The following is a 24454-nucleotide window of genomic DNA, read 5'->3' as shown; positions in this document are numbered from 1 at the left end:
TGCTCGGGCCGGCCCCACGATGTTCCGTCTGACATCCGGAACACGGGGGTGAACGGTCTCCCCGCCCCCGAAGAAGGACGATGGGATGGCGGCCATCAGGGGGTCAGGACCCCCGTTCGGCTGCCATCCCATCTGCCACGTCGGGAGTCAGGCCGCTGCCGGTGCCGGGCCGGATTCCGGGTTCTCGGCCCCCTCGTCCGCGGCCTCCCGCTGCGCGATGAGTCGGGTGCCCTCGACGTCGAGGTCGGGCAGGACGCGGTCGAGCCACCTGGGCAGGTACCAGGCCTTCTCGCCGAGCAGGTGCATCACCGAGGGCATGAGGGTCATCCGCACGACGAACGCGTCGAACAGCACACCCGCGGCCAGGGCGAAGCCGATCGGGCGGATCATCGTCGTCGGCGAGTGCATGAAGCTCGAGAACACGCCGGTCATGATGAGCGCCGCCGCCGTGACGACCTTGGCTCCGTGCGAGAAGCCGGTGCGCACCGCGGTGCGGGCGGTGTGACCGCCGGCCCACGCCTCGCGCATGCCGGAGACGAGGAACATCTGATAGTCCATCGCCAGCCCGAAGAGGATGCCGATGACGAGCGTGGGCAGGAAGCTGAGGATCACCCCCGGCGCCTCGACACCGAACAGGGCTCCGCCCCAACCCCACTGGTACGCCGCGACGACGGCACCGAGCGAGGCCGCGACCGAGAGCAGGAACCCGCCGGTGGCGAGCAACGGCACGACGATCGAGCGGAACACGAGCAGCAGCAGCACGATCGAGATCCCGACGACGACCGCGAGGTAGGTCGGCAGCGCCTTGGCGAGCAGCTCCGACATGTCGATGTTCGCCACGGTCTGCCCGGCGAACCCGACGGAGTCGACGACGGTGGAGTCGATGATCGCCGACCGGTCGTCGCGCAGCTCGTGGATGAGTTGCTGGGTGGAGTCGTCGTTCGGCCCGCCCTCGGGCACGATCTGGAAGACGAGGGTCTGCTTGTCCTCGCTGCTTGCCGCGGGGATGACGTACGCGACGTCGTCGTGTGCCTTGAGCTGCTCGGCGACGTCGAGTTCGAGGTCGGTGAGCTGGTTCTCGGTGAGGTTCGAGGCCTCCTTCGCCGGCACCTTCGCGACGGCGAGGATCGCGGCGTTCTGGCCCGGGCCGAAGCCCTCCTCGATCTTCATGTACGACCGGTACGAGGTCGAGTCCTGCGGATCCTGCGACGCGTCGGGCAGACCCAGCTTGAGGCTCGCTGCGGGAATCGCGATGAGCAGGAGCAGCAGGGTGCCCGCGATGCCGGCGAGCACGGGATGATTCGTGACGAGGCCACCCCAGCCGTGGCCGCGCACGTGGGCGTGGCCGCCGCTCTCCTCGGCCCGGCGTTCCTCGGCGTCCTCGGTCGCGGCCTCGGCCTCCTCGCGCTCGCGGGCGGCCGCCATCGACCGGCGCGCCCTGGGGGAGAGGACCCGCATGCCGATGAGCTTGAGCAGTGCCGGCGTCAACGTCAGCGCGACGAGGACGGCGGCGGTGACCGTACCGGCGGCGGCCAGGCCCATGATCCCGAGGAACGGGATGTCCACGAGCGTCAGGGCCGCGAGGGCGACGACCACCGTGGCGCCCGCGAAGAGCACGGCGCTGCCGGCGGTACCGGTGGCGCGGCCGATCGACTCCTCGACGTCGGTCTCGCCCTGGGCGAGGTTCTCTCGGTGGCGGTGGACGATGAACAGGGCGTAGTCGATACCGACGGCGAGGCCGAGCATGATCGCGAGCGCCGGGGTGATGTCGCTCATCTCCACCCAGTGGGTCAGCGCGAGCACCGAGAGGATGCCCGTGCCGACGCCGATGAGCGCGATGAGCAGCGGGAGCCCGGAGGCGAGCAGCGAGCCGAGCATGACGAACAGGATGACGGCGGCGATGAGCAGACCGATGACCTCGGAGATGCCGCCGATCTCGAGGTTGTCGGCGATGTCCTTGGAGTAGTCGACCTGGACGCCCTCGGCCGCGAGGTCGCTCGCGCGCTGGGGGAGTTGCGCCTTGGTCTCGGGGGTGACCTCGTTGATGGGCACGTCGAACGACACGCTCGACATCGCGACGTCGCCGCGGGTGTTGACGGCGCGCAGCCCGTCGATGAGCGCGAGACGACGTTCGCCGCGGCGCAACTCGACCTTCTTGTCCGCGATGGTCGTGCGGGCGTCGGCGAGCTTCGCCTCACCCGAGCGCAACTGCTTCGCGGCCCGCTCGATGTCGATGCGGCCCTGGGCGAGTTGCTCCTTGCCCGCGTTGAGCCTGGTCCGGTTCTTCGCGATCTCCGCCTGCCCGCGCGCGAGCTCGGCCTTGCCCGCCTCCAACTTGCGTTGCCCGTCGGCGAGCTTCGCGCGACCGGCGTCGATCTTGCGCTGACCGGTCTCGAGCTCGGCCGCCTTCTGGTTCAACGTGGCACGGCCCGCGTCGAGCTGACGCTGTCCCTCGGCGAGCTTGCGCTTGCCGGCCTGCAGCTCGGCCGTCTTCTCGTCGAGCGTCCTGCGTGCCTGGACCAGGGGCGCCGACTTCTCCGCGAGTTGCTTCTCGCCGGCGCGGAGCGCGGCCTCCTGCTCCTGGATCTGCGTCTCGCCGGCCTCGAGCTCCGACTCCTTCGCGGCGAGCTTCTTGGCCGCGGCGTCGAGTTCGGCCTCTCGCCGGGGAAGCGCCTGCTCCGCGGCCTGGAGTTCGGCCTTCTGGCCGTCGAGTCGGCGCTGAGCCGCGCTGAGCTCGGCCTCCTTCGCCTCCACCTGACGGCGTGCCTCGACCACCTGGGGATCGTCGTCGCCGAGCTCTCGAGCGAGGGCATCGGCCTGGGCGCGGCTCTGCTCGAGTTGGGCACGCCCGCCGTCGATGCGCTGCTGGCCGGCGGGGAGCTGCGCGCGACCCGCGCTGATCTTCTGCCGGCCCGCGTCGAGCTGCCGGCGGCCGTCGGCCACCTTGTTCTTGCCTGCCTCGAGCTCGCGGCGTCCGTCGGCGAGTTCGGCCTTGCCCGCGGCGAGCCGGCGCCGCCCGTCGGCGAGCTTCTTCTCGGCCGGCGCGAGCTGGGCCTCACCGGCCTCGACCTTGGCGCGGGCCTGTGCGAGCTGCCGTTCGCCCTCGGCGATCTTGGCCCGATTGGCCTCGAGCTCGGCCTGCCCGGCGCGCAGCTTCTCGCGGCCGGCGGCCAACTGCGGGCGGCCTTCGTCGATCTTGCGCTGGCCGGCGTCGAGTTCGGCTCGCGCGGCGTCGAGCCTGGCCTCGTTCCGCGCGATCTCCCGGCGTCCGTCCGCGAGCTTCTGCTCGCCCTCGGTGAGCTTGGACTCGCCCTCGGCGAGCTTTGCCGCGTTCTCGTCGATCTTCTGACGGCCGTCGGCGAGCTTCTCCTTGCCTTCGGCGAGTTTGTCGGTGTTCTCTCGGATCTCCTTCTCACCGTCCGCCAGCTTCGTGCGGCCGTCGGCGAGCTTGCGGCGCCCCTCGTCGAGGTCGTGCTGGGTGGCGAACGGGTCCGTCGCCTCGTCGACGCCGTCGATGCCGTCCCACGACGCGGTCACCGCTGCGACCGCCTTCTTCTGCTCCGGCGTGAACGGCGTGCCGTCGACGGTGGAGAACACCACTCCGGCGCGACCGCCCGCGGCGTCGGGCAGGGAGCGGTCGAGGTCGTCGAGCACCTGCTGGAACTCGGTGCCGGGGATGGTCAGTTCCTTGGTGAAGGGTTTCTGAAGCGTCGCGGCGCCGCCACCGACGATGCCGAGGATCAACGCCCAGGTGGCGACGACGATCCAGGCGCGCCGGGCGGCGAACCGCCCCAGGCGGTAGAGGAAGACGGACATGTATGAGCTCCTCGTGCGGAGGTCGGGAGCCGGGCGCGCGAACGGTGAGCGGCCGGGCTCGAACAGAGGCGGGCCTCAGCCCAGGTCGTGAGGTGCGGGGCCGTCGAAGACGGGACGGACGATGTCGAAGGCGCGTCGCACCTGTTCGAGCAGGGCGCCCAGTGCCTCGTCGTCCACCGGGCCGTCGTGATGGTCGAGCCAGGCGCGGCGTGCCTCGTCGAACGCCGTGAGGAGGATGGCGGTGAGCACCGCGGACCGCAGCGGGTCGCGGTTCTCGGGATCGATGTGGCGCTGCGCGAGATCCTGCGCGAGGCGCGTCGTGTGCCCGACGCTCGCCTCGAGCGCGAACCGGCGCGCACCCGGGTGCCGGTCGATCGCCCGCCAGGCGCGGGTGGCCTCGGCGAGGAACTCGACGGTGAACAGTTCGGAGATCACGGCGTACGCCGCGTCGAGCACCGGCTCGTCGCCGGGGCGGGCGGACAGAGCCCTGCGCACGCAGTCGAGGATGTCGTCGGTCCCGGAGGCGACCAGCGCGTCCACGGATTCGAAGTAGTTGAAGAACGTGCGCCGCGAGATGCCCGCGGCCTCGGCGAGCCGTTCGGCGGTGACGGCGTCCGGCCCCTCGGCGTCGAGCAGCTCGTAGACGGCATCGAGGAGGGCCGTGCGCGTGCGCATCTTGTTCGCCTCGCGGCGACCGGTCACGAGAGTCACGAGGAAGACGGTAGGCGCGATCGTGCACACAGTGCAAATCTGCACGCCGTGCAGGGTGCGGCGCGTCGACTGGGCGCGTTCCCGCCTCCCCGAGATGGAAGATGGGATGGCAGCGTCGAGGGGGTGATCACCCCGGTTCTGCCGCCATCCCATCTTCCACGTTGCGGCCGGGGGAGGTGCTCGCGCCGCCACTGCTCACCCTGCCCGTCACCTCTTCGCCACGATGACCCCCTGGCGATCGCGTTCGTGCCCGACGGGAGCTCGATCGAGACGGGCGTGCTCGGTGAAACCGGCCGAGTCGAGAGCGGCCCCTACGCGATCGGGGGTGCGTTGCCATCGAAGGAGCACGATCTCGTGACCGTGTGCGCGATAGGCGGGTGCGACATCGCACACTTCGTCGCCGGCCTGGAAGGCCACCAGGACGAGGCCGCTGGGCCGCAGCACCCGATGGAACTCGCTCACCGCGAGCGCGAGGGCGGCATCGTCGCCGTGGATCGTGGAGTACCAGGAGAAGACCCCGTCGAACGACGCGTCGGCGAAAGGGAGGTCGGTGATCGAGGCCACGTCGGTCGTGAACCGAGGATGGTCGATCCGCGCCCGCCGGATCATCTCCGGTGAGAGATCGATGCCCTCGACGTCACAGCCGAGGCCGGCGAGCAGGGGCAGCATGCGTCCGGCTCCGCACCCGGCATCGAGCACCCGTGGCGATTCCGGGTCCGTGACGGGCAGGTGCTGGACGAAATGCCGGATCATCGCGAGCTCGATCGGCTGTTCGCCCTCGGTCGTGCGGAAGACGTCGGCGTAGGAATCGGCGACCTCGTCGTAGGCCCGGCGCACCATGAGTTCGTCCTGCTCCATGCCGCCAGTCTGGCAACCGAGCTGCCACGCGGTGGCCCGGATCCGAGCCCCGCCTCGCCGAGATGGAAGATGGGATGGCAGCGGCGAGGGGGTCGGGACCCCACTCTGGCTGCCATCCCATCTGCCACGTCGACGTCGTGGGGGGTGTCTTGCCTCCGGTGCGGGTGGCGAGCCCGGATCAGCGCAGGAGCGCGACGAACGTGCCGGCGATGATCGCGGAGGTGATGACGCCGCTGATGTTGGCGCCGAGGGCCTGCGGCATGACGATCGCCGCCGGGTTCTCGTGACCGGCGATCTTCTGGGCGACCTTGGCGGTGGTGGGCACGCAACTCACACCGGCGATGCCGACGACGGGGTTGACCTTGCCGCCCGTCGCGAAATACATGACGTACCCGCCGATGATGCCGCCGACGGCCGAGATCGTCAGCGCGAGCATGCCGAGCAGGAGCAGCTTGAGGACGACCGGGTCGAGCAGGGTGCCCGCCTCACAGAGCACGCCGAGGGTGAGTCCGAGGAAGAACGTCGCGCCGTAGAGGAAGACCTTGCTGAACAACTCCTGGAACTGCACGATGCCCGCCTCGCGCACGGCCACGCCCACGAACAGCGACAGGAACAGCGGTGCCGCCACTGGGAACAGCAGACACAACAGGGTGGAGACGACGACCGCGAACGCGAGCTTCTGCCCCGAGGTGATCCGCGTCTGGGGCCCGGCCGGCATCGGCAGTCCCCGCAGTCGCGCGGGAACGAGGGCGCGCACGAGGTAGGGGAAGGCGCCGTAGGCGAGGCCGAGGTAGAGGTAGCCGACGACCGTGATGGGCACGAAGAGGTCTGGGGAGAGGATGAGCGAGGTGAAGAGCACCATCGGTCCGTCGGCGCCACCGATCGTCGACACCGAGGCCGCCTGTCCCGGCGACATGCCGAGCCACAGGGCGAGGGGGTACACGACGAACGTGCCGGCCTCGGCGAACAACGCGATGATCATGCTCTGGAACGGGCGGGCCATGACGTAGCCGACGTCGAGCAGCACACCGATGCCCATGAACACCAGGCAGGCAATGAGGCCGTTGCTGAACATGAACGTGTAGATGGGTTGCAGCCAGTTGATCTGCAACACGTTGACGACGTCGTTCGGGTCCTTGACGAGCGGATCCACGAACAGTGTCCCCGTGCGGCCCGTGTTGAGGACGAGTACGCCCGCGTTGACCGCCGACATCCCGAGGCCCATCGGGATCATGAGCAGCGGCTCGAGAATCTCCTTCTTGCCGAGGTACACGAGCCCGAAGCCGAGGACGATGAGCACGAGGCGGCCGAAGGCGATGCTCGGCTCCTGCATGAACAGGGTGCCGATGCCCTGGAAGATGCCGCCGAGATCGGAGAGATCCACGCCGGGCCCCTCAGGAGAGGGTGAGGATCGAGGCGCCGGACTCCACGGCGTCACCGACGGCCACGTCGACGGTCGCGACCGTGCCGGCCGTGTCGACGACGATGGGACTCTTCAGTTTCATCGCCTCCATGACGGCGACGATCTGGCCGGCGCCGACTGTGTCTCCGGGTTGGACGGAGATCTCGACGACGACCCCGCTCATCGGCGCGAGCACGGCCGACCCCCCGGCCGCCGCCGCAGACGCGGACGCCGAAGGGGTGGACGCGGGGGCAGCGCTCGGCGCGGGGCCGGAGCCACCGGAGCCACGGGGCGCCGCAGTCGGCGCGGTCACCGGAGCGGTGGCGTTCGTCGGGGTCATCGAGCGGTTGTCGGGGTAGAGCGTGTTGCCCGTGTCGGTGAGGTCCTCGACCGTCACGTCGTAGGCGTGTCCTTCGACGGTCACGCGAAGGTGTCGCAACATCGGGACGTCACTCCTTGTCCTGCGTGGGTTCGGGCCGGGACGGATCCGCGGCCAACGGTTGGTCTAACGGGGGAATCGGCCCAGGTTGTGGGAGGTGTGATGGGCGGCGCGGCCCTCGGAGGTCCAGCCCGAGCCGGTGCCCGGGCCGCGGACCGGTTCGATGTTGACGACCACGACCCCGTCGTCGAACACCGACGAGACCGCGGCGGCGATGGCCGCGACGTGCTCGGGCGGGTGACCGCCCGCGGTGGTCGGCGCCGCGGGAACGACGGGGGCGGCCGGGACGACGGCGGACGCCGAGGCAGCGGCGCCCTGCCGCCCCAGGAGCGCGACGAGGCCCTTGATGACGACGGCGACGAGCATCGACACCACGAGGACGATGACGGCCACCGTCAGGGTCACTTCGAGCATCCGTGCCTCCTTGTCGTCCGAGTCGTCGGCTCCGGCCCCCTCGTGAGGGAATCCGGCGAAGAAGTGCTGCTCACAGCGGGATGTTCCCGTGCTTCTTGCCGGGCCTCAGCTCACGCTTGTTGAGGGTCTTGCGCAGGCTGAGGGCGAGCGCTGCCCGGGTCTCGGAGGGGTCGATGACGTCGGTGATGTACCCGCGCGCCGCGGAGCGGTACGGCGTGGCGTGCTCCTCGCGGTAGCGCTCGACGAGCTCGGCACGTTTGGCCGCCTCGTCCTCGGCCGCCTCGATCTCGCGCCGGTAGAGGATGTTCGCCGCGCCCGCGCCGCCCATGACCGCGATCTCGGCGTTGGGCCATGCGTAGACGTAGTCGGTGCCCATCTCCTTGCTGCACATCGCGAGGTAGGAGCCGCCGTACGCCTTGCGCAGGATGACGGTGATCTTGGGCACCGTGCCCGAGGCGTAGGCGAAGAGCATCTTGGCGCCGTGGCGGATGATGCCGCCGCGCTCCTGCTCGACACCGGGCAGGAATCCGGGCACGTCGACGAGGGTGACGAGCGGGATGTTGAAGGCGTTGCAGAAGCGCACGAACCGGGCGCCCTTGTCGGAGGCGTCGATGTCGAGGGCCCCCGCGAGGTGCAGGGGCTGGTTGGCGACGATGCCGACGACCATGCCCTCGATGCGGGCGAATCCCACCATGAGGTTCTTGGCGAAGTCGGCCTGTACCTCGAGCAGGCGGCCGTCGTCGACGAGGCGGGTGATGACCGCGCGGACGTCCATCGGCATCGACGGGTCGTCGGGGACGAGGTCGTTCATGCCCTCGTCGCGGTCGAGCCGCAGTTGCGAGGCGAGGTCGTGCGGGGGGTCCTCGGTGTTGTTCGGGGGCAGGTAGGAGAGCAACTCCTTGACGATGCGCACGGCGTCGTCATCGTCCTCGGCGAGGAAGTGCACGTTGCCGCTGACGCTCGCGTGCATCTGCGCGCCACCGACCTCGTCGAGGGTGGTGGAGCGTCCGGTCACCGATTTGATGACGTCGGGCCCGGTGATGAACATCTGGGAGTTCTGCCTGGTCATGACGATGAAGTCCATGAGCGCGGGGGAGTAGGCCGCGCCGCCCGCGCACGGCCCGCAGATGACGGCGATCTGCGGCACGACACCCGACATGAGCACGTTGTGGTAGAAGACCTCGCCGTAGCCCGACAGCGCGTCGACGCCCTCCTGGATGCGGGCGCCGCCGGACTCCTGGAACGCCACGAGCGGAGCCCCGACGCGGATCGCCGTGTTCATGAGCTCGACGATCTTCTGCGCGTGCCGGCGCCCGAGCGTGCCCGCGGCGACCGTGGCGTCCTGCGCGAACGCGGCCACCAGTTCGCCGTCGACGTACCCGGTGCCGGTGACGACGCCGTCGGCCGGGAGCGACTTGCCGGCGAGCTCCTCGCACGAGTGCTGGGCGTGGAGGCCGGACTCCTGAAAGGTGCGGGGCTGGAAGAGCCGGTCGAGTCGTTCGCGTGCCGTGAGCAGGCCCCGTTCGTGGCGCCTGGCCTGTGCCTTCTCGCCACCTCCGGCCAGGGCCTCGGTGCGTCGACGGTGCAGTTCGTCGCGGTCGGTCTGCGGCACGGCGGTCTCCCTCGTGAGGTGGATCGGGCACGCGTCGCGCGCCGGCGCAACACCGTGACCTCCACCTAAGAGAGTAGGTGTGAACACTGCTCGAGGGTCGATGGTCGGCGCGCTCAAGGACCATCGGCCCGTCCGCGGGGCGTGTCGCGACGGTTCAGAGGTGGCCGACGGCCTGTGTCGCAGGTCACGTCAGGGGAGTCGAACGCCTTGGTTACCGTGGGGTACATGACGAGTTACCCCCACCTCCTCGAGCCCCTGGACCTGGGCTTCACGACGCTGCCCAACCGTGTGCTCATGGGCTCGATGCACGTGGGTCTCGAGGAGGCGCCCGACGGTTTCGAGCGCCTCGCCGCGTTCTACGCCGAGCGCGCCCGCGGCGGCGTCGGCCTCATGGTCACCGGCGGCATCGCGCCCAACGACGCCGGACGCCCCTGGGCCGGTGGGGCGAGCCTGACCGCCGAGGACGACATACCGGGCCACCGCATCGTCACCGACGCCGTGCACGAGGCGGGGAGCCGCATCTGCCTGCAGATCCTCCACTTCGGGCGATACGCCTACCACGAGGACCTCGTCGCGCCGTCCGCGATCCAGGCGCCGATCTCGCCCCACGTGCCGCACGAACTCACCTCCGACGAGATCGAGCAGACCATCGAGGACTACGTGCGGTGCGCGGCGCTCGCACGGGCCGCGGGGTACGACGGCGTCGAGATCATGGGCTCCGAGGGTTACCTCATCAACGAGTTCATCGCGGCTCGCACCAACCACCGCACCGACGAGTGGGGCGGAGACTACGAGAACCGCATCCGGCTGCCGCTGGAGATCGTGCGGCGGGTGCGCGAGAGGGTGGGCGAGGAGTTCATCATCATCTACCGCCTCTCGATGCTCGACCTCGTCGAGGGTGGCTCGTCGCTCGAGGAGGTCATCCGCCTCGCCCAGGCCGTCGAGCAAGCCGGGGCGACGATCATCAACACCGGCATCGGCTGGCACGAGGCGCGCATCCCGACGATCGCGACCTCGGTGCCCCGTGCGGAGTTCGCCTGGGTGACCAAGAAACTCATGGGAGCGGTGTCCATCCCGCTGGTGGCGACCAACCGCATCAACACGCCGGAGGTCGCCGAGCAGGTGCTCGCCGAGGGCTGTGCCGACATGGTCTCGATGGCCCGCCCCTTCCTCGCCGACCCGGATTTCATCGCCAAGGCGGCTGCCGGCCGGCCCGAACGCATCAACACGTGCATCGCCTGCAACCAGGCGTGTCTGGACCACACGTTCTCCGGGCTCATCACGTCCTGCCTGGTCAACCCCCGCGCCTGCCACGAGACCGTGCTCACGATCGAGCCGACCCGCCGGCCTCGCCGGGTCGCGGTCGTCGGCGCCGGGCCGGCCGGGCTGGCCTGCGCCACCACCGCCGCCCGCCGCGGCCACGACGTCACGCTGTTCGAGGCCGAGGACCGGATCGGCGGCCAGTTCGACGTCGCCCGGCAGATCCCCGGCAAGGAGGAGTTCGCCGAGACCCTGCGCTACTTTACCCACGAGCTCGAGGAGAGCGGTGTCGACGTGCGCCTGGGCGTGCGCGCGGGGGTCGACGAGCTGGCCGGGTTCTACGACGTCGTTCTCGCGACCGGCGTCTCACCGCGCATTCCCGAGGTCGAGGGGATCGATCACCCCAGCGTCGTCACCTACCTGGAGGTGTTGCGCGACCACGTGCCCGTGGGTCGGCGGGTCGCGATCATGGGTGCGGGCGGCATCGGCTTCGACGTCGCCGAGTACCTCACCCACGCCGGCCCCTCCGGCGCGGAGGACCCGGCCGCGTTCGACGCCGAATGGGGCATCGACCGGTCGTACGCCGAGCGCGGAGGGCTCATGACGCCCGAGCGTCCCGCCCCGGCCCGCGAGGTCACGCTGCTACAGCGCCGCACGAGCAAGCCCGGCGCCGGGCTCGGCAAGACCACCGGGTGGATCCACCGCACCTCGCTCAAGCACCGCGGCGTCGTGATGATGCCGGGCGTGACGTACGAGCGCATCGACGACGAGGGCCTGCACGTCACCCTCGACGGCGAGCCGCGCACGATCCCCGTCGACACCGTGGTCGTGTGCACCGGCCAGGAGCCGATGCGGGAGCTGAGCGACGCGCTCGCCGAGCGGGGTATCACCGCTCAGCTCATCGGCGGCGCCGACGTCGCGGCCGAGCTCGATGCCAAGCGCGCGATTCTCCAGGGCACCGAGATCGCGGCGCAACTCTGAATCGGCGAGGAGTGGCGGCGGGCCGGGATCGACTGCTCGGCCGGCTCGTTGCGGGCGTCGCGGGAGGTCCTGGGGGCCCGGTGCGTGATCAGCGCGCCAGGTAGGCCAGGGCGGCCGCCACCGCCGCTTCGGTCCCGGTGCGCAGGGTCGGCTGGATCGCGGGGGCGAAACCCGGGTTGTGGTTGGGCAGCACCTCCTGATCCTCGGTGAACGCGCCGAACCCCCAGTACGCGTAGGGCGTGCCCCACGCGTCGGGGATGACGGAGAAGTCCTCGGACGCGGTCTGCGGGGCGAGTTTCTCCACACGTCCGGCTCCCAGGGCCTCGACGAGCGCCGCCGTCACCCTCTCCGTCACGTCCGTGTCGTTGGTGGTGAGCGGGTAGGAGTCGAACACCTCGAAGGCGGGCTCTCGGGGTGTGCGGGAGGCCTCGCATTCGGCCCGCACGATCCGTTCGATCGCGGCGACGATGTGGTCACGGATGGAATCGTCGTAGGCGCGCACGTTGACCAGCAGGGTCGCCGATTCGGGGATGACGTTGGCCGAGTTGCCCGCTTGCACGCTGCCCACGGTGACGACGCCGAAGTCGTCCGGCGCGATCTCTCGCGCGACGATCGACTGCAGGCGCACGACGATGGTGCTCGCCAGCAGGACCGGATCGACGCCCAGGTGAGGCATCGACCCGTGAGACCCCTTGCCGTACACGGTGATGCGCAGGCTCACCGCGGTGGACAGGACGGGGCCGGCGACCGTGCCCACGTGTCCGGAGACCAGGGCGCCCAGCACGTGCTGACCGAACGCCACGTCGGGGCGAGGGACGACGGCGGTCAGCGAATCGTCGACCATCGCGCGTGCGCCGGCGGCGATCTCCTCACCGGGTTGGAAGAGCGCGATGTAGGTGCCGGCCCAGGCGTCGCGGTGGGTGGCGAGCAGGCGTGCCGCGCCGAGCGCGGCGGCGGTGTGCATGTCGTGGCCGCAGGCGTGCATGACCGGCACCGCGGCACCGCCGGGCGTCGTCGCCGTCACCGTGGAGGCGTACGGCAGGCCGGTCTCCTCCTCGACGGGCAGCGCATCGACGTCGGCCCGGAACAACACCGTCTGCCAGTCGCCGTTGGCCAGCACCCCGACCACGCCCCCGCCGACCCGATGCACGTCGTAGCCCAGGGCGGTGAGCTCTGCGGTGATCTTCTCGGCCGTGCGGTGCTCCTGCATGCTCAGCTCAGGATGGCGGTGCAGGTCCTTGTACAGCGCCTCCTGCCACGGGGTGACCTCGTCGATACCCGACAGCACGTCCGTGATCGTCATCGTCCTCCCTTTCGGTTCGAACCCCAGCCTGCACCGCGAGGGCGTCCACCGCGCGTTCGCAGGACCTGCCGACGCCAAACCCGACCGGTGAAGGCGCCGGTTTGTTCGGTCCCCTATCGGGTATTTGTCCATTTGTGTGGGATGAAGTTCACCCGAATCTGAGAGAAGGAGGAATGTTCATGCGTAAGACACCCCTACTGGCCACCGGCCTGGCCGCACTGTTGACCCTCTCGGCCTGCGGCGGCGGTGACCAGCAGCAGAACTCGGGTTCGGCTCCCGCGCCTGCCCCCGCCACCAGCGCCCCCGCGTCCACCAGCGCCGGCACCCCCACTGAGAGCGGTGCCACGTCATCCGCCGCCGCGCCCGCCTCCAGCGCCGCCAAGCGCGACGTGATCGCCCAGGCACCCCAGAAGTCGTGGCAGGACGCCCTCACCGCCGCCAAGCAGGCGTTCCCGGGCAACCCCAGCAAGATCGAGCTCGAATCCCGCACGGGTGGCAGCCTCGAGTACAAGGTCGAGTTGTACTCCGACACCGAGAAGTACGCCGTGCAGTACGACGCCGATTCGCTGCAGAAGCTCTCGGAGAAGCGGGAGAAGATCGACGCCGACGACAAGGCCGAGGCCAAGGCCAAGACGTTCGATCCCACCAAGGTCGTTCCGCTCGACGCCGCGAGCCGCACCGCGCTGTCGAGCCAGGACGGCACCGTCACGAAGTGGAAGATCGAGGGCAAGGACACCGGCCGCGTGCAGTACGAGTTCGACATCCTGCCCGCGGGCTCTGCCGATGACCGCGAGGTCCAGGTCGACGCCATGAGCGGCAACCTGCTCTGACGACCCGGTGAAGTGGCCCGGACCCGCTGCGGGTCCGGGCCCTTCTTCGGTTCGGGCACGCGTGGCACGATCGATGTCGTGAAGGTGCTCATCGTCGACGGGGCGAACGTCGTGGGCAGCGTTCCCGACGGGTGGTGGCGCGACCGGGCCGGCGCCGCGTCCCGGTTGCACGACGGCCTCGCGCGGGGGCAGTGGCCGTACGACCAGGTCGTGCTCGTCGTCGAGGGCCAGGCCCGCAAGGGCGTCGAGGCCGGCGTGACCGACGGGCTGACGACCATCCACGCGCCCGGCGAGGGCGACGACGAGATCGTCGCGCAGTGCCGGGTTCTCGCCGAACGCGGCGACGACGTCACGGTCGCGACGGCCGACCGCGGTCTCATCGCCCGCCTCACCCCGCTCGGAGCAGCGATCACCGGTCCGCGGGACTTCCATCCCGGCCGGTGAGGTGAGGCGGGTGGAAGAGTGATCCCATGCGCTTTCGGAACTTCCACGCCGGGTGTTGCGGTTACGTCCCCACGAGAGCCGACGGCTCCGAATGGTCGCACGTCCTCACGTTGCGCGACTCGAGCACGGTCTACGCCGACACGGTCGACGAGGTTCTCGACGAGGTGATCGCGGGGTGGTCGACCCTCCCCGCCGACGAGCAGGCCGAGGCGCTCGTCCGGCACGCCGACGTGGCGGCCCAGGAGGCTCAACGGCTCCGCATCGCCGACGCGACGAGCCGCGGCACGTTCGACCCGGCCGACCCCGACGACCGCGGCCTGCTCGTCGTCCTCGAGGCCGACAAGCAGTTGTCGCTGCTCCTCGAGACCCCCGACGCCCCCGGGGCCCAGGCCGACTGGCTGGCCCCGGTCGACCTCGTCCTGCTCACCACGAGCTACGCGCCGCACGGTGAGCACCCCCCGATCGGGGGTCGCACGGTGTGGCTCGACCCGAGCAACCCGGCGGCGTACCTCGCGAGCCTGCGGGACTCCGGTTCGTACGACTACTGGACGCTGAGCACCCCCGGGAGCGCCTGACATTTCGGCGGTTTCCGACCCGCTCGGCAGGGCGCGCGTCATACCTGGGGATGAACCTGCGGCGCGAGGGTCTGATTTCGCCGATTCGCCCACGACAGCAGCGAATTGGCGTGCTCTGATGGGGCTCCCGATCGCCTCGCCAAGGAGTCGTCAGATGGTCATCTGTTCCCGCCGATCGCGACTCGCGGCTCTCGCCGGCGTCGCTGCCCTCGTCGCCACGCCGCTCGTCGGAGCAAGCCCCCAGACGTCGTCGGCCGCGCCCACACCGGCGCCGGCGCCGACGACCCAGACGCAGGCCGCCGCGGCCACGCCGACACCCATCCGTTGGACCCGCTGTTGGGGAATCCAGTGCGGGGAGCTCGAGGTGCCCCTCGACTACGCCGACCCCTCCAAGGGAACGACGACGCTCGCCATCGGGCGCCGCCCCGCCGACAACCAGGCCAAGAAGAAGGGCGTCATCTTCGTCAACCCCGGCGGCCCAGGCGGTTCGGCGGTGGGCAGTGTGCCGATCTTCGCGCAGGTCCTCGGACGCAACGTGCGGTCCCAGTTCGACATCGTCGGGATCGACCCCCGCGGCGTCGGGGGCTCCGACCTCGCGATCTGTGAGGGCAAGAAGGGTGAGAAGCCGCCGGAGAGCAACGTTTTGTTCCCGTGGCGCGAGGAGCAGATCGGTCCCTTCCTCGCGGTCGACGAGTTCAAGCGCCACCTGTGCCGGGAATCCCGTCCGAAGATCCTGCCGTACATGACGACGGCCGACGTCGCTCGCGACATGGACCGTGTTCGCGAGGCGCTCGGGCAGAAGCAGCTCAACTACTACGGCGTCTCCTACGGCTCCTACCTCGGTGCGACCTACGCCAACATGTTCCCCTCCCGGGTGCGCACGATGGTCGTCGACGGTGTGCTCGATCCGGTCGCGTGGGCCACCGGCCGCGGTGGGGAATCCGCGAGCATCCCGGTGACGACGCGACTGCGCAGCGACATCGGGGCGCACGAGTCGCTCATGTCGGCCATCGCGGAATGCGAGGCGGTGGGAGAGAGCGGGTGCCGGGAGCACGACACGATTCGCGACGACTGGGCCGCGGTCACGACCCGCCTGCGCAACGAGACGGTCAACGTCACCCCCGGTGAGGAGGGCATGGAGCTGACCTACGACGTGTTCATCGCGCTCACCCTCGGCTCTCTCTACGACCCCGAGGGCATCCCCGACCTGCTGGCGTTCGTGCACCAATACCGGGTCGCCGCCGAACAGCCCGACGCGCAGCAGAAGAAGGCGCCGGCCGCCGCGCTGAAGCGGGCCTACGACCGTGTGACCGAGCGGGACCGCAAGAACCGCGCGAACCGCATCGGTTACAACCCGCCGGAGCCCACGCCCGAGGAGGAGTACCCGCCGTCGTGGTGGGCCGGGTTCGAGGGCGTGATCTGCAGCGAGACGCGCAACCCCGACAACGCACGGAGCTGGATCTCGGCCGGTGCGATGGCCGACCGTCGGGCACCCGGCTTCGGGCCGCTGTGGACCTCGAGCTCGTCGGTGTGCGCCGGCTGGCCCGCCATGGGCAAGAACGCCTACCAGGGGCCGTTCACGACCAAGCCCGCCGGCGGCATCCTCGTCATGACGACCAAGCACGACCCGGCCACGCCGTTCCCGGGTGCCCGCCAGATGCACGCGCTCTCACCCGGTTCGCGCATGATCACCGTCTCCGGCTGGGGACACGGCGCTCTGGATTCCAGCGGTTGTGCCACCAAGGCCCGCAACAACTACCTCATCAGTGGCACCCTGCCCGCGACCGACAAGATCTGTCGCCCTGATCACGACCTCTTCACGACCCTCGACTGAGTTCATCGATCTCACTCGAACAGGCGGTCTGCCCCGGGGGCAGGCCGCCTGTTCGCGCGAGGAGGGACGCGCGTGGCGGGGGTTGGAACGGGCGATGACGTCGACATCAGGAGGGCGCGAAGCGCTCGGACAGGCGGTTTCGTCCCCGCGTCCTGGGACGAACCGCCTGTTCGAGCGAGTGGGTGTCAGGTCGCGTCGGCCGGGTTGCGGCGGAGCAGGTAGCTGTCCATGACCCAGCCCTTGCGCTCGCGGGCCTCGTCGCGCAGGCGCTGGATCTCGTCGATCTTCTCGCCGAGTCGGCCGGCGACGAGGATCTCGTCCTGGGTGCCGAGGTAGGCGCCCCAGTAGATGTCGATCTCCTCACCGGCGTACTCGCGGCAGACGAGGTGGGAGTCGAGCATGATGAACACGTCGTCGACGCCCTCGGGCCAGGCCTCCTTGAGACGTCGGCCGGTCGTGATCTCCACGGCACCGCTCACCCGGTTGAGCGGGATGCGGTGACGCGCACACAGGGCGTGGATGCTGCTGATGCCCGCGATGACGTCGAACTCGATCTGCGGATCGCGCGCCACGAGGTCACGGGCCACGCGGATCGCTCCGTCGTACAGCGACGGGTCTCCCCACACGAGGATGCCGGCCTGTCCGCCGCTCGGAAGCTCGTTCTCGAGGGCCTCGACGAGCACGTCGACGCGAGCCTCACGCCAGCGGTGGACGGCGCCCTCGTAGTCCGGGTCCTGCCGGTCGCGAGGGGGGTCGGGGATGACGACGACGCGCGGTGGCTCCGGAACGAAGTGCTCGAGGACCGCCTGCCGCGCGAGGGTGAGCTCGTGCGCGGGACCGGACTTGTCGAGGACGAACACGACGTCGAGTTCTCGCATCGCCTGGGCGGCATCCGCCGTGACGAATCCAGGATCTCCCACCCCGATGCCGATGATCCGCAACCTCCGCACGACCGTGCTCCTCTCGCTTCGTTGTCTCGCAGCAGCTCGTGACCCTGCGGCACCCCATTCAACCGTCTCGGCTCGGGTGTGCGCGGAGGGTCCCGGAGACCACGCGATCGTTCACCGGGCGGGGCGTCGAGGCCGCGATCAGGACGACCACGGAATAGGCGCCCCGTCGCCCTCGGTTGACGCGGGCACCACGGAACATCTCCATCGAAGCGAGGGAACGATGACCGAGACGATGCGCGCCGTCACGTACGAGCAGTTCGGGGGCCCCGAGGTCCTGTCCGTCACCGAGCAGCTGCGGCCCAAGGTCGCCCCGGGGGAGGTGCTCGTCAAGGTACGGCGGGCGTCGGTCAACCCCGTCGACTGGAAGATCATGAGCGGCGGCCTCGACGCGCTCATGGACAGCTACTTCCCGGTGGTCCCCGGGTGGGACGTCGCCGGCGTCGTCGAGCAGGTCGGGATCGACGTGCCCGAGTTCTCGGTGGGTGACGAGGTCATCGCCTACGCCCGCAAGGACGTCGTTCACGGAGGCACGTTCGCCGAGTACGTGTCGGTGCCGGTGCGCACCCTCGCCCGCAAGCCTCGTTCGGCCTCGTGGGAGGAGGCCGCGGCGCTTCCGCTCGCCGGGCTGACCGCCTACCAGGTACTGCGCCGGCTGGGCGTGGGGCCGAACACGAGCGTGCTCATCCACGGCGCGTCCGGCGGAGTCGGGCAGATGGGCGTCCAGATCGCTCGTGAGCTCGGCGCCCGCGTCATCGGCACCGCGTCCGAGGGCAACCACGACCTGCTGCGTGAGCTCGGCGCCGACCCGGTGACGTACGGAGATGGACTCGTCGAGCGCGTTCGCGAGCTCGCGCCGGGCGGGGTCGACGCGGTCGCCGACTTCGTCGGCGGGGTCGTCGACGTGACGACAGCCGTGCTCGCCGAGGGTGGGCACCACGGTTCGATCGCCGACCCCGACGTGCTCGGCGCCGGTGGCGAATGGATGTGGGTCCGGCCCGATGCCGCCGACCTCACCTACCTCTCCGATCTCGTCGATGCGGGCAGGCTGCGCGTCAACGTCGTCGAGACCTTCCCCCTCGACGCGGTCGCCGACGCCTTCGCCCGCAGCCAGGAGGGACACACCGCCGGCAAGATCGTCATCGACGTCGCGGACTGACCCCGCCACCCAAACCGTCGAGACGGCAGCCGTTTCCGGTCCTGCGGCGTCGGTCCGTGGATCGCGGCGTCGGTCGGGGCGGAAACGACGGCTGTCTCGGCGGTCTTCGCTTCCGGTCGCCTGTGGCGTCTCGACGTGCCACTCTCGACGCGACACGATCGTCGCCCGAGGAGGAGCGCAACCATGACTCACGACCACGACCTGCCCCGAGAGCACGACCCGCTCCGTGATCGTGCCGACCTCGACCGTTCCGGTGAGGGTGGAGCGGGGCGCCACGAGGGTGACGGCGTCGTCCTCCGCGAGGAGGAACTGCGGGTCCGCACCGAACGGGTGCCGTACGGGCGGGTGACGTTCCGCAAGCGAGTCGTCACCGAGGAGCGCACCGTCGTCGTCACGGTTCGTCGTGAGGAACTCGAGATCCTCGAGGACGAGAGCGCTGACGCGTCCGTCGCCGGCGCGAACCAGGGCCGATTCGACCCGGAGGCCGGGGTTCCCGGTGACCCGATGGGTTACGCCGACGAGCCGGCCCTCGGCGGTGAGCGGCTCGACTCGGGCACCGACCACGCGGCCGTCGATGACCTGCGTCGCACGCCCGAGGGTGACTTCGAGATCGTCCTGCGCGCCGAGGAGCCGGTCGTCACCCTGAAGACCGTGGCCGTCGAGCGCGTCCGCGTCAGCCGTGCGACCGTCACCGACACCGAGCGGGTGAGCGCGCAGGTCGACCACGAGGAAGCCGTGCTCGAACAGGACGTTCCGCGCGGGCGCGCGGACCAGACCTGACGTCATCGTCGCTGGGCGGCGCCCGGCCAGGCGAGCCTGACGCCCGGGTCTCGAACTCCGAACATCACCGTGCCCGCCTCGGGTACACCGGTCACGCCTCGCACGGCGTGGACCGGATACCCGAGGCGGGCACGGTCGTCCTTCGGCGTGCACCGAGGGCGCCGGCCTCGCGGGTTGCCGCGGAGCCGGTGAGTCCGTGAGCCCGTGAGCTCTCAGTCCGTCAATCCGAAACGGGCGAGGAGGTGGCGCACGTCGGGGTCGGCGCCGCGGAAGCCGCAGTAGGTCTCCATGGCCTCGCGTGACCCTCCGCGTCCGAGCATGTCGCGGCGAAACCGCTCGCCGGCCTCCCGCGTCAGGCCGCTCGGCGCCTCGGGGGTGCCGTGCTCGCGGAACCAGGCGACGGTGTCGGCGTCCATGACCTCCGACCACAGGTAGGAGTAGTACCCGGCCGCGTAGCCACCGCCGAAGATGTGACTGAAGTACGTCGAGCGGTAGCGCGGCGGCACGAGCGGGAACGCGACTCCGGCCCGCTGGAGGGCGTCGGCCTCGAACTCCTCGACCCCGGAGGCGTCCTCCGGGAGATCCTCGAGCGTCGCCTGGTGCCAGGCCTGGTCGAGGATCATGGCCTTGAGCAGCTCGATCGTTCGATACGCGGGCTCGCGGCGGTCGGCCACGAGGGCGTCGATCCACGCCTCGGGCATCGGTTCGCCGGTCTCGTGGTGCACCGCGTACTGGCGGATGAGCGAGGGCTCGAACGCCCAGATCTCGTTGACCTGGCTGGGGAACTCGACGAAGTCACGAGGCACGTGGGGACCGGAGCGGGACGGGTACCGCACGTCGCTGAGCAGCCCGTGCAGGTCGTGGCCGAACTCGTGAAAGAGCGTGATGACGTTGTCCCACGTCATGAGGCTCGGCGAGCCGGGCGCAGGCGGTGGCACGTTGCACGTGTTGGTGACGACGGGCAGGTCGCCGAACAGGTGTGACTGCTCGACGATCGAGGTCATCCACGCGCCGCCGCGCTTGGTCGGGCGCGTGTACGGGTCGAGGACGACCGCGCCGAGCACGTCACCGTTCTCCTCGCGCACCTCGTAGACGGTGGCGTCGGGCGTGTAGCCGGTGAGCTCGGGACGTTCGTGGAAGGTGATGCCGTAGAGGGCGGTGGCGGCCGCGAACACGCCGCTGGTCAGCACGGTCGAGTACTCGAGGTAGTTCTTGAGTTGCTCGGGGTCGATGCCGCTTTCGGCGTCGCTCCTGGCGGCGAGGTACTGCCAGTCCCACGGTTCGAGGGTCGCGCGGGGGTCGTCGACGGCGAGGCGCATGCGCAGCGTCTCGGCCTCGCGCCCGGCGAGCTCGACGACGCCGGGGGCGAGGCTCGCGAGCAGGTCGTCGACGGCCTTCGTCGACCCGGCGCACGTGTCCTCGTGATCGTAAGCGGCGTGGTGGGGGTAGCCGAGCAGGTCGGCTCGTTCGGCGCGCAGGCGGGCGATGCGCACCACGATCTCCCGGGTGTCGAACTCGCCGTCGAGGCCACGCCTGGTCGAGGCGTGGAAGATGCGCTCGCGCAGAGGGCGGCACTCGAGGGAGTCGAGGATCGGCTGGCCGGTCGTGTTGACGATCGGGATGAGCCAACCGTCGAGCCCGGCAGCGCGGGCGTTCTGCGCCAGTGCGTCCTTGTCGTCGTCGTCCAGCCCGGCCAGCTCGGACTCGTGCGCGACGTGAACCGCGGCGGCGTTACGACCCTTGACGAGAAGCTGCTCGAACTCGTTCTCGGCCGTGGCGAGCGCGGAGTTGAGCTCGCGCAGGCGTTCCTGGTCGTCCGCGGGCAGGGCGACACCGGCGCGTTCGTACGCGCGCATCCGCTCGGTGAGAACGAAGTCGTCCTGGGCGTCGAGGGTGACCTCGCCGGCATCGGCGCGCTCGCGCAGGGCCCGCAGCCGCGCGTAGAGGCCGGGGTCGAGCATGATCGCGTCGGCGTGCGCGGCCAGGCGCGGCGCGAACTCGGTGGCGATGGCGTCGCGCTCGTCGTTGGTGTCGGCCGAGCGGGCGACCCAGAACGCGTGGGAGACACGCGCCAGGGTGGCTCCGCAGGCCTCCCAGGCGTGGAGGACGTTCTCGACGGTCGCAGGCTCGGGGTCGTCGGCGAGCTCCCGCAGGGCGGCCAACTGCTCCCGCATGCCGGCCTCGAGGCCTTCGCGGTAGTCCGCGTCGGTGAGCGTGGCGTAGTCGGGCAGGGCGAAGGGCAACTCCGAGGGTTGCAACAGCGAGTTGGTCATGACTGCCATGACACCATCCGTGCCGCCGGGTCGCGCGGGGGTTGGGGATCGGGGAGTCTGTGCCGTGCGGGCCGGGGGGTGCGGAGCGCTGGCCGTCAGCGTCTGCGCCGACGCAGCAACGCCCGCCAGCCGGCGGCAGGGCGGCCGATGATGAGCGCCGCGGTGAGGACGAGTGCGAAACCGGCGAGCTGCGGGGCGTCGAGGTTCTCGCCGAGCACGAGAACGCCGAGGACGACCGACACGACGGGGATGACGTAGGTGACGGTCGAGCCGATGACCGTGCCCGCGGCGCGCACGATGTCGAACTGAAGGGTGTAGGCGAATCCCGTTCCGATGGCCCCGAGGACGAGCGTCGCGAGCATCGCGACCCACACGTCGAACGGTGTCGCGGCGGGCAGGGTCGACCACGGGGCCGCGAACTGCGGGGTGAGCCACCACCACGCGAGCGTCATCGGCAGCACGAGTACGGAGCCGGCGACGAGCAGGGCAGCCGGTTGAGACAGCCCTCCCAGATCGACGTGCCCGAGGTGTCGTCGCAGGTAGGGCCAGCCGATGCCGTAGCACGTGCCGCCCGCGACGGTCAGCCCGAACCCCAGGGGATCAGGGCGGGCCTGCACGGCCCAGAACTCGCTGATGACGAGCACCCCGACGAACCCGAGGCCGATCGCGAACAGCTTGGGGCGGGTCACCCGTTCGGCGGGAATGAGGACGAGGGCCACGAGCACCATCGCGATCGGCGTGAACGAGTTGCCGATGCCCGCGAGCGCCGAGGAGACGCGGGTCTCGCCGAGTGCGAAACACGTGAACGGCAGCGCGGTGAGAAAGAAGCCGGCCACCGTGAGATGCGCCCAGACTCGCCTGCCCCGCGGGAGCCTGCCGCCCGAGAGCCGCAGCAGCACGAGGACGGTGAGGGCCCCCGACCAGATGCGGATCGCGGCGATCTGAACCGGCGCGAGCGCGAGCAGACCGAATTTCATGAGCAGAAAGCTCGATCCCCAGATGAGCGCGAGGAGAACGAACTTGAGCTGCCACGGAATGCGCTGCGGAGCGGGGCCGGTCGAGGGCGAGGGCGCGGCCGCCGGCGGGGGCCGTTTCATGGGCGGAACCCGGAGATGTTCGCCCGGGCCTTGCAGGTGGCCGGGCGGAGGGTGTCGATCACCCCGGAATGACATCACGTCCAGATCGGAACGCGGTGTGGCGAGGCCGGTCCTGGTTTCTACGTTCGTGGCGAACCGAGGGAACGCCGGGAGCCTCGCCCGGCGCGCGTAGCGGGGTCGTGGTGCGTGTCGACGGGTGGCGGTGGGGCCCGAAGATCAGATCCGGTCGGCCATGGCGGCGTCGCGGCGGCGCCGACGCAGTCGCATGACCGCCCTGGCCACGAGGATCCCGACGACGATCCCCGCCAGCAGCAGAACCCCGGCGATCCCTGCGGCGACCAGCGGGAACGCGGCGGCGAGCCCGACGACACCGACGACCGTGGCGTCCTCGGTGACGCTGACGACGGCGTTGCTCACCGGCTCAGGGGAGAGGTTGACCCCCGCGCGCACGCCGGCCTTGGTGAGGTGCGCGAGCAGCGCCGTGATGCCTCCGGTCGCGGCGAGAGCAGCCGCGAGCGACGTCGACTGCTCGGCGCCGATGAGGTAGCCGAGCGCCGCGCCGACGACCGGCCGCACCGCGAGGTGGATCGCATCCCACGCCGAGTCGAGGTACGGAATCTTGTCGGCGACGGATTCCAACAGGAACAACACCCCGGCGACGATGAGCACGTCGGTGCGGGCGAGCACGTCGGGGATCTCGGTGATCTGCCAGAACCGCTCGATGAGGCCCATGACCAGCACCACCGCGTACGCGTTGATGCCGCTGGCCCAGCCCGAGGTGAACGACCAGGCGAGGAGTTCGGCTCCCATGTGACTCCGATCGGGTGAGTCGCACCGACCGTGTATCGGTGCGAACCGAGTCGAGATCGGCGACCCGCCGCGGGGCCCGGGCCGCACCCGGACTCCGTATCAACATCGCACACGCGGTGTCGATTCCCGGGGTGGGACCCGGCACGGTGCTGCGGGGTGCCCCGTTCGAATCGGGATCACGGCGCATCGACCGGCGTCACGCGTGTCGGACGGCGACCGGCGGTCGAGGCTGGAAACATGGGTGAATGCATGAGGTCATCGCGGTCGTGGTAAGAGCCGTCGTCGTCGTCGCACTGGCCGCTCTCACGGCGTGGCTGGTCGACCTGGGTGACGAGAGCGTCGGAGCGAACATCGGGGCCGGCCTGCTCGCCTTCGTCATCGTCATCGTGGTCACGCTGCTCTGGTCGCTCCTCGACGGACGCAGGTCGGCGCGTTTCGGGCCGACGTTCCTGCGGTGGTTGGCGGTCGGGGTGCTGGTCGGCGTCGCCAGCGCCGTCATGGCTCAGGGGTTGGTGGCGGGGCTCGATGCGGGTGTCCTCTCGGCCGACTTCATCGGCCTCACCCCTTTCGTCATCGGGCTCGTCGGGGTGCCTGCGGCCATCGGAACCGGTGTGGGAGTTCTGCTCGGTCGTCACCGCCGCGCGTGAGACCCAGATGGCCCGTGGCGATGAGAGCCGCCACGGGCTGCCTGCTGGTCTGCGCAGATGTCGCGCAACAAAGACCGGTCAGGCGGGGAGGTGCAGTGGCCGCGTCAGACATCAGTGCTGGTCACGGGGGTACGGCCTCATCAGGTGGGAGAGACTGACCGGTCTTTGTTGCGCGGGGTAGCGCGCGACCCGCGACCTTGGGGATGCGATCCCTCCGATGACACGCGCAGGCGGGCGGGGGCGAGCGCCTCTGTGACGGTGG

General features: G+C 70.3%; 20 protein-coding genes. 8 read left to right on the top strand and 12 right to left on the bottom strand.

Annotated features, from left to right (window positions below):
• Positions 1-147 precede the first annotated feature (147 nt).
• From BN1197_RS02805 to BN1197_RS02775, 7 genes are all read right to left on the bottom strand, one after another.
• A complete protein-coding gene (locus BN1197_RS02805; RefSeq protein WP_040156052.1) occupies positions 148-3816 on the bottom strand; it encodes an MMPL family transporter in 3669 nt (1222 codons plus the stop codon).
• Positions 3817-3891: 75 nt separating this feature from the next.
• The gene (locus BN1197_RS02800) at positions 3892-4527 is read right to left on the bottom strand and encodes a TetR/AcrR family transcriptional regulator (RefSeq protein ID WP_176489700.1); all 636 of its coding nucleotides are present in this window, start codon (positions 4525-4527) and stop codon (positions 3892-3894) included.
• A 207-nt stretch (positions 4528-4734) separates the two neighbouring features.
• Positions 4735-5385: a class I SAM-dependent methyltransferase gene (locus tag BN1197_RS02795; protein ID WP_040156050.1), complete on the bottom strand. Its 651-nt coding sequence runs from the start codon at positions 5383-5385 to the stop codon at positions 4735-4737.
• A 178-nt stretch (positions 5386-5563) separates the two neighbouring features.
• Positions 5564-6769, bottom strand: a complete 1206-nt coding sequence (locus BN1197_RS02790) for a sodium ion-translocating decarboxylase subunit beta (RefSeq protein ID WP_040156049.1) — start codon at positions 6767-6769, stop codon at positions 5564-5566.
• A 10-nt stretch (positions 6770-6779) separates the two neighbouring features.
• Positions 6780-7229, bottom strand: a complete 450-nt coding sequence (locus BN1197_RS02785) for an acyl-CoA carboxylase biotin carboxyl carrier protein subunit (protein WP_052465905.1) — start codon at positions 7227-7229, stop codon at positions 6780-6782.
• A 63-nt stretch (positions 7230-7292) separates the two neighbouring features.
• Positions 7293-7640, bottom strand: a complete 348-nt coding sequence (locus BN1197_RS02780; RefSeq protein ID WP_040156046.1) for a hypothetical protein — start codon at positions 7638-7640, stop codon at positions 7293-7295.
• A 70-nt stretch (positions 7641-7710) separates the two neighbouring features.
• Positions 7711-9252 (bottom strand): acyl-CoA carboxylase subunit beta, encoded by a 1542-nt coding sequence (locus BN1197_RS02775; RefSeq protein ID WP_040156043.1) that lies wholly within the window; start codon positions 9250-9252, stop codon positions 7711-7713.
• Between the two features lie 225 nt (positions 9253-9477).
• On the opposite strand from BN1197_RS02775, the gene BN1197_RS02770 reads away from it, so the two are divergent.
• On the top strand, positions 9478-11493 hold the full coding sequence (locus BN1197_RS02770; protein WP_040156041.1) for an NADPH-dependent 2,4-dienoyl-CoA reductase: 2016 nt from the start codon (positions 9478-9480) through the stop codon (positions 11491-11493).
• A gap of 88 nt (positions 11494-11581) precedes the next feature.
• Here the strand turns inward: BN1197_RS02770 and BN1197_RS02765 are convergent, their stop codons facing one another.
• Positions 11582-12796: an amidohydrolase gene (locus tag BN1197_RS02765; protein ID WP_040156038.1), complete on the bottom strand. Its 1215-nt coding sequence runs from the start codon at positions 12794-12796 to the stop codon at positions 11582-11584.
• Positions 12797-12975: 179 nt separating this feature from the next.
• Here BN1197_RS02765 and BN1197_RS17245 point away from each other — a divergent pair, with 179 nt between their 5' ends.
• The 4 genes from BN1197_RS17245 (at position 12976) to BN1197_RS02745 (ending at position 16479) form a co-directional block, all read left to right on the top strand.
• Positions 12976-13626 carry a PepSY domain-containing protein gene (locus BN1197_RS17245; RefSeq protein ID WP_176489699.1) on the top strand — a complete coding sequence of 217 codons (651 nt, stop codon included), beginning with the start codon at positions 12976-12978 and terminating at the stop codon, positions 13624-13626.
• Between the two features lie 78 nt (positions 13627-13704).
• On the top strand, positions 13705-14070 hold the full coding sequence (locus BN1197_RS02755; protein WP_052465981.1) for a hypothetical protein: 366 nt from the start codon (positions 13705-13707) through the stop codon (positions 14068-14070).
• A 26-nt stretch (positions 14071-14096) separates the two neighbouring features.
• A complete protein-coding gene (locus tag BN1197_RS02750; protein WP_040156034.1) occupies positions 14097-14645 on the top strand; it encodes a hypothetical protein in 549 nt (182 codons plus the stop codon).
• 154 nt (positions 14646-14799) lie between these two features.
• The gene (locus tag BN1197_RS02745; protein WP_040156032.1) at positions 14800-16479 is read left to right on the top strand and encodes an alpha/beta hydrolase; all 1680 of its coding nucleotides are present in this window, start codon (positions 14800-14802) and stop codon (positions 16477-16479) included.
• 185 nt (positions 16480-16664) lie between these two features.
• Here BN1197_RS02745 and cobF read toward each other — a convergent pair whose 3' ends face one another.
• Positions 16665-17429: a precorrin-6A synthase (deacetylating) gene (cobF, locus tag BN1197_RS02740; RefSeq protein WP_040156030.1), complete on the bottom strand. Its 765-nt coding sequence runs from the start codon at positions 17427-17429 to the stop codon at positions 16665-16667.
• Between the two features lie 232 nt (positions 17430-17661).
• Between cobF and BN1197_RS02735 the strand changes: the two genes are divergently transcribed.
• On the top strand, positions 17662-18585 hold the full coding sequence (locus BN1197_RS02735) for an NADP-dependent oxidoreductase (protein WP_176489708.1): 924 nt from the start codon (positions 17662-17664) through the stop codon (positions 18583-18585).
• A gap of 183 nt (positions 18586-18768) precedes the next feature.
• Positions 18769-19365: a DUF2382 domain-containing protein gene (locus tag BN1197_RS02730; RefSeq protein WP_040156026.1), complete on the top strand. Its 597-nt coding sequence runs from the start codon at positions 18769-18771 to the stop codon at positions 19363-19365.
• Positions 19366-19577: 212 nt separating this feature from the next.
• Here BN1197_RS02730 and BN1197_RS02725 read toward each other — a convergent pair whose 3' ends face one another.
• The 3 genes from BN1197_RS02725 to BN1197_RS02715 form a co-directional block, all read right to left on the bottom strand.
• A complete protein-coding gene (locus BN1197_RS02725) occupies positions 19578-21647 on the bottom strand; it encodes a M3 family metallopeptidase (protein WP_040156024.1) in 2070 nt (689 codons plus the stop codon).
• 86 nt (positions 21648-21733) lie between these two features.
• Entirely contained in the window at positions 21734-22735 is a 1002-nt protein-coding gene (locus BN1197_RS02720; protein WP_052465903.1) for a DMT family transporter, read from the bottom strand.
• Positions 22736-22951: 216 nt separating this feature from the next.
• Positions 22952-23545, bottom strand: coding sequence for a DUF4126 domain-containing protein (locus BN1197_RS02715; protein WP_040156022.1), 594 nt, complete (start codon positions 23543-23545; stop codon positions 22952-22954).
• A 245-nt stretch (positions 23546-23790) separates the two neighbouring features.
• Here BN1197_RS02715 and BN1197_RS02710 point away from each other — a divergent pair, with 245 nt between their 5' ends.
• Positions 23791-24192 carry a hypothetical protein gene (locus tag BN1197_RS02710; protein ID WP_040156019.1) on the top strand — a complete coding sequence of 134 codons (402 nt, stop codon included), beginning with the start codon at positions 23791-23793 and terminating at the stop codon, positions 24190-24192.
• Positions 24193-24454: the final 262 nt, after the last annotated feature.

Source organism: Mobilicoccus massiliensis (genome assembly GCF_000826525.2).
In the GTDB taxonomy this organism is placed as follows: domain Bacteria; phylum Actinomycetota; class Actinomycetes; order Actinomycetales; family Dermatophilaceae; genus Mobilicoccus; species Mobilicoccus massiliensis.
Note: the sequence above shows the minus strand (reverse complement) of the source record. Positions and strands in the feature narration are given on the sequence as shown.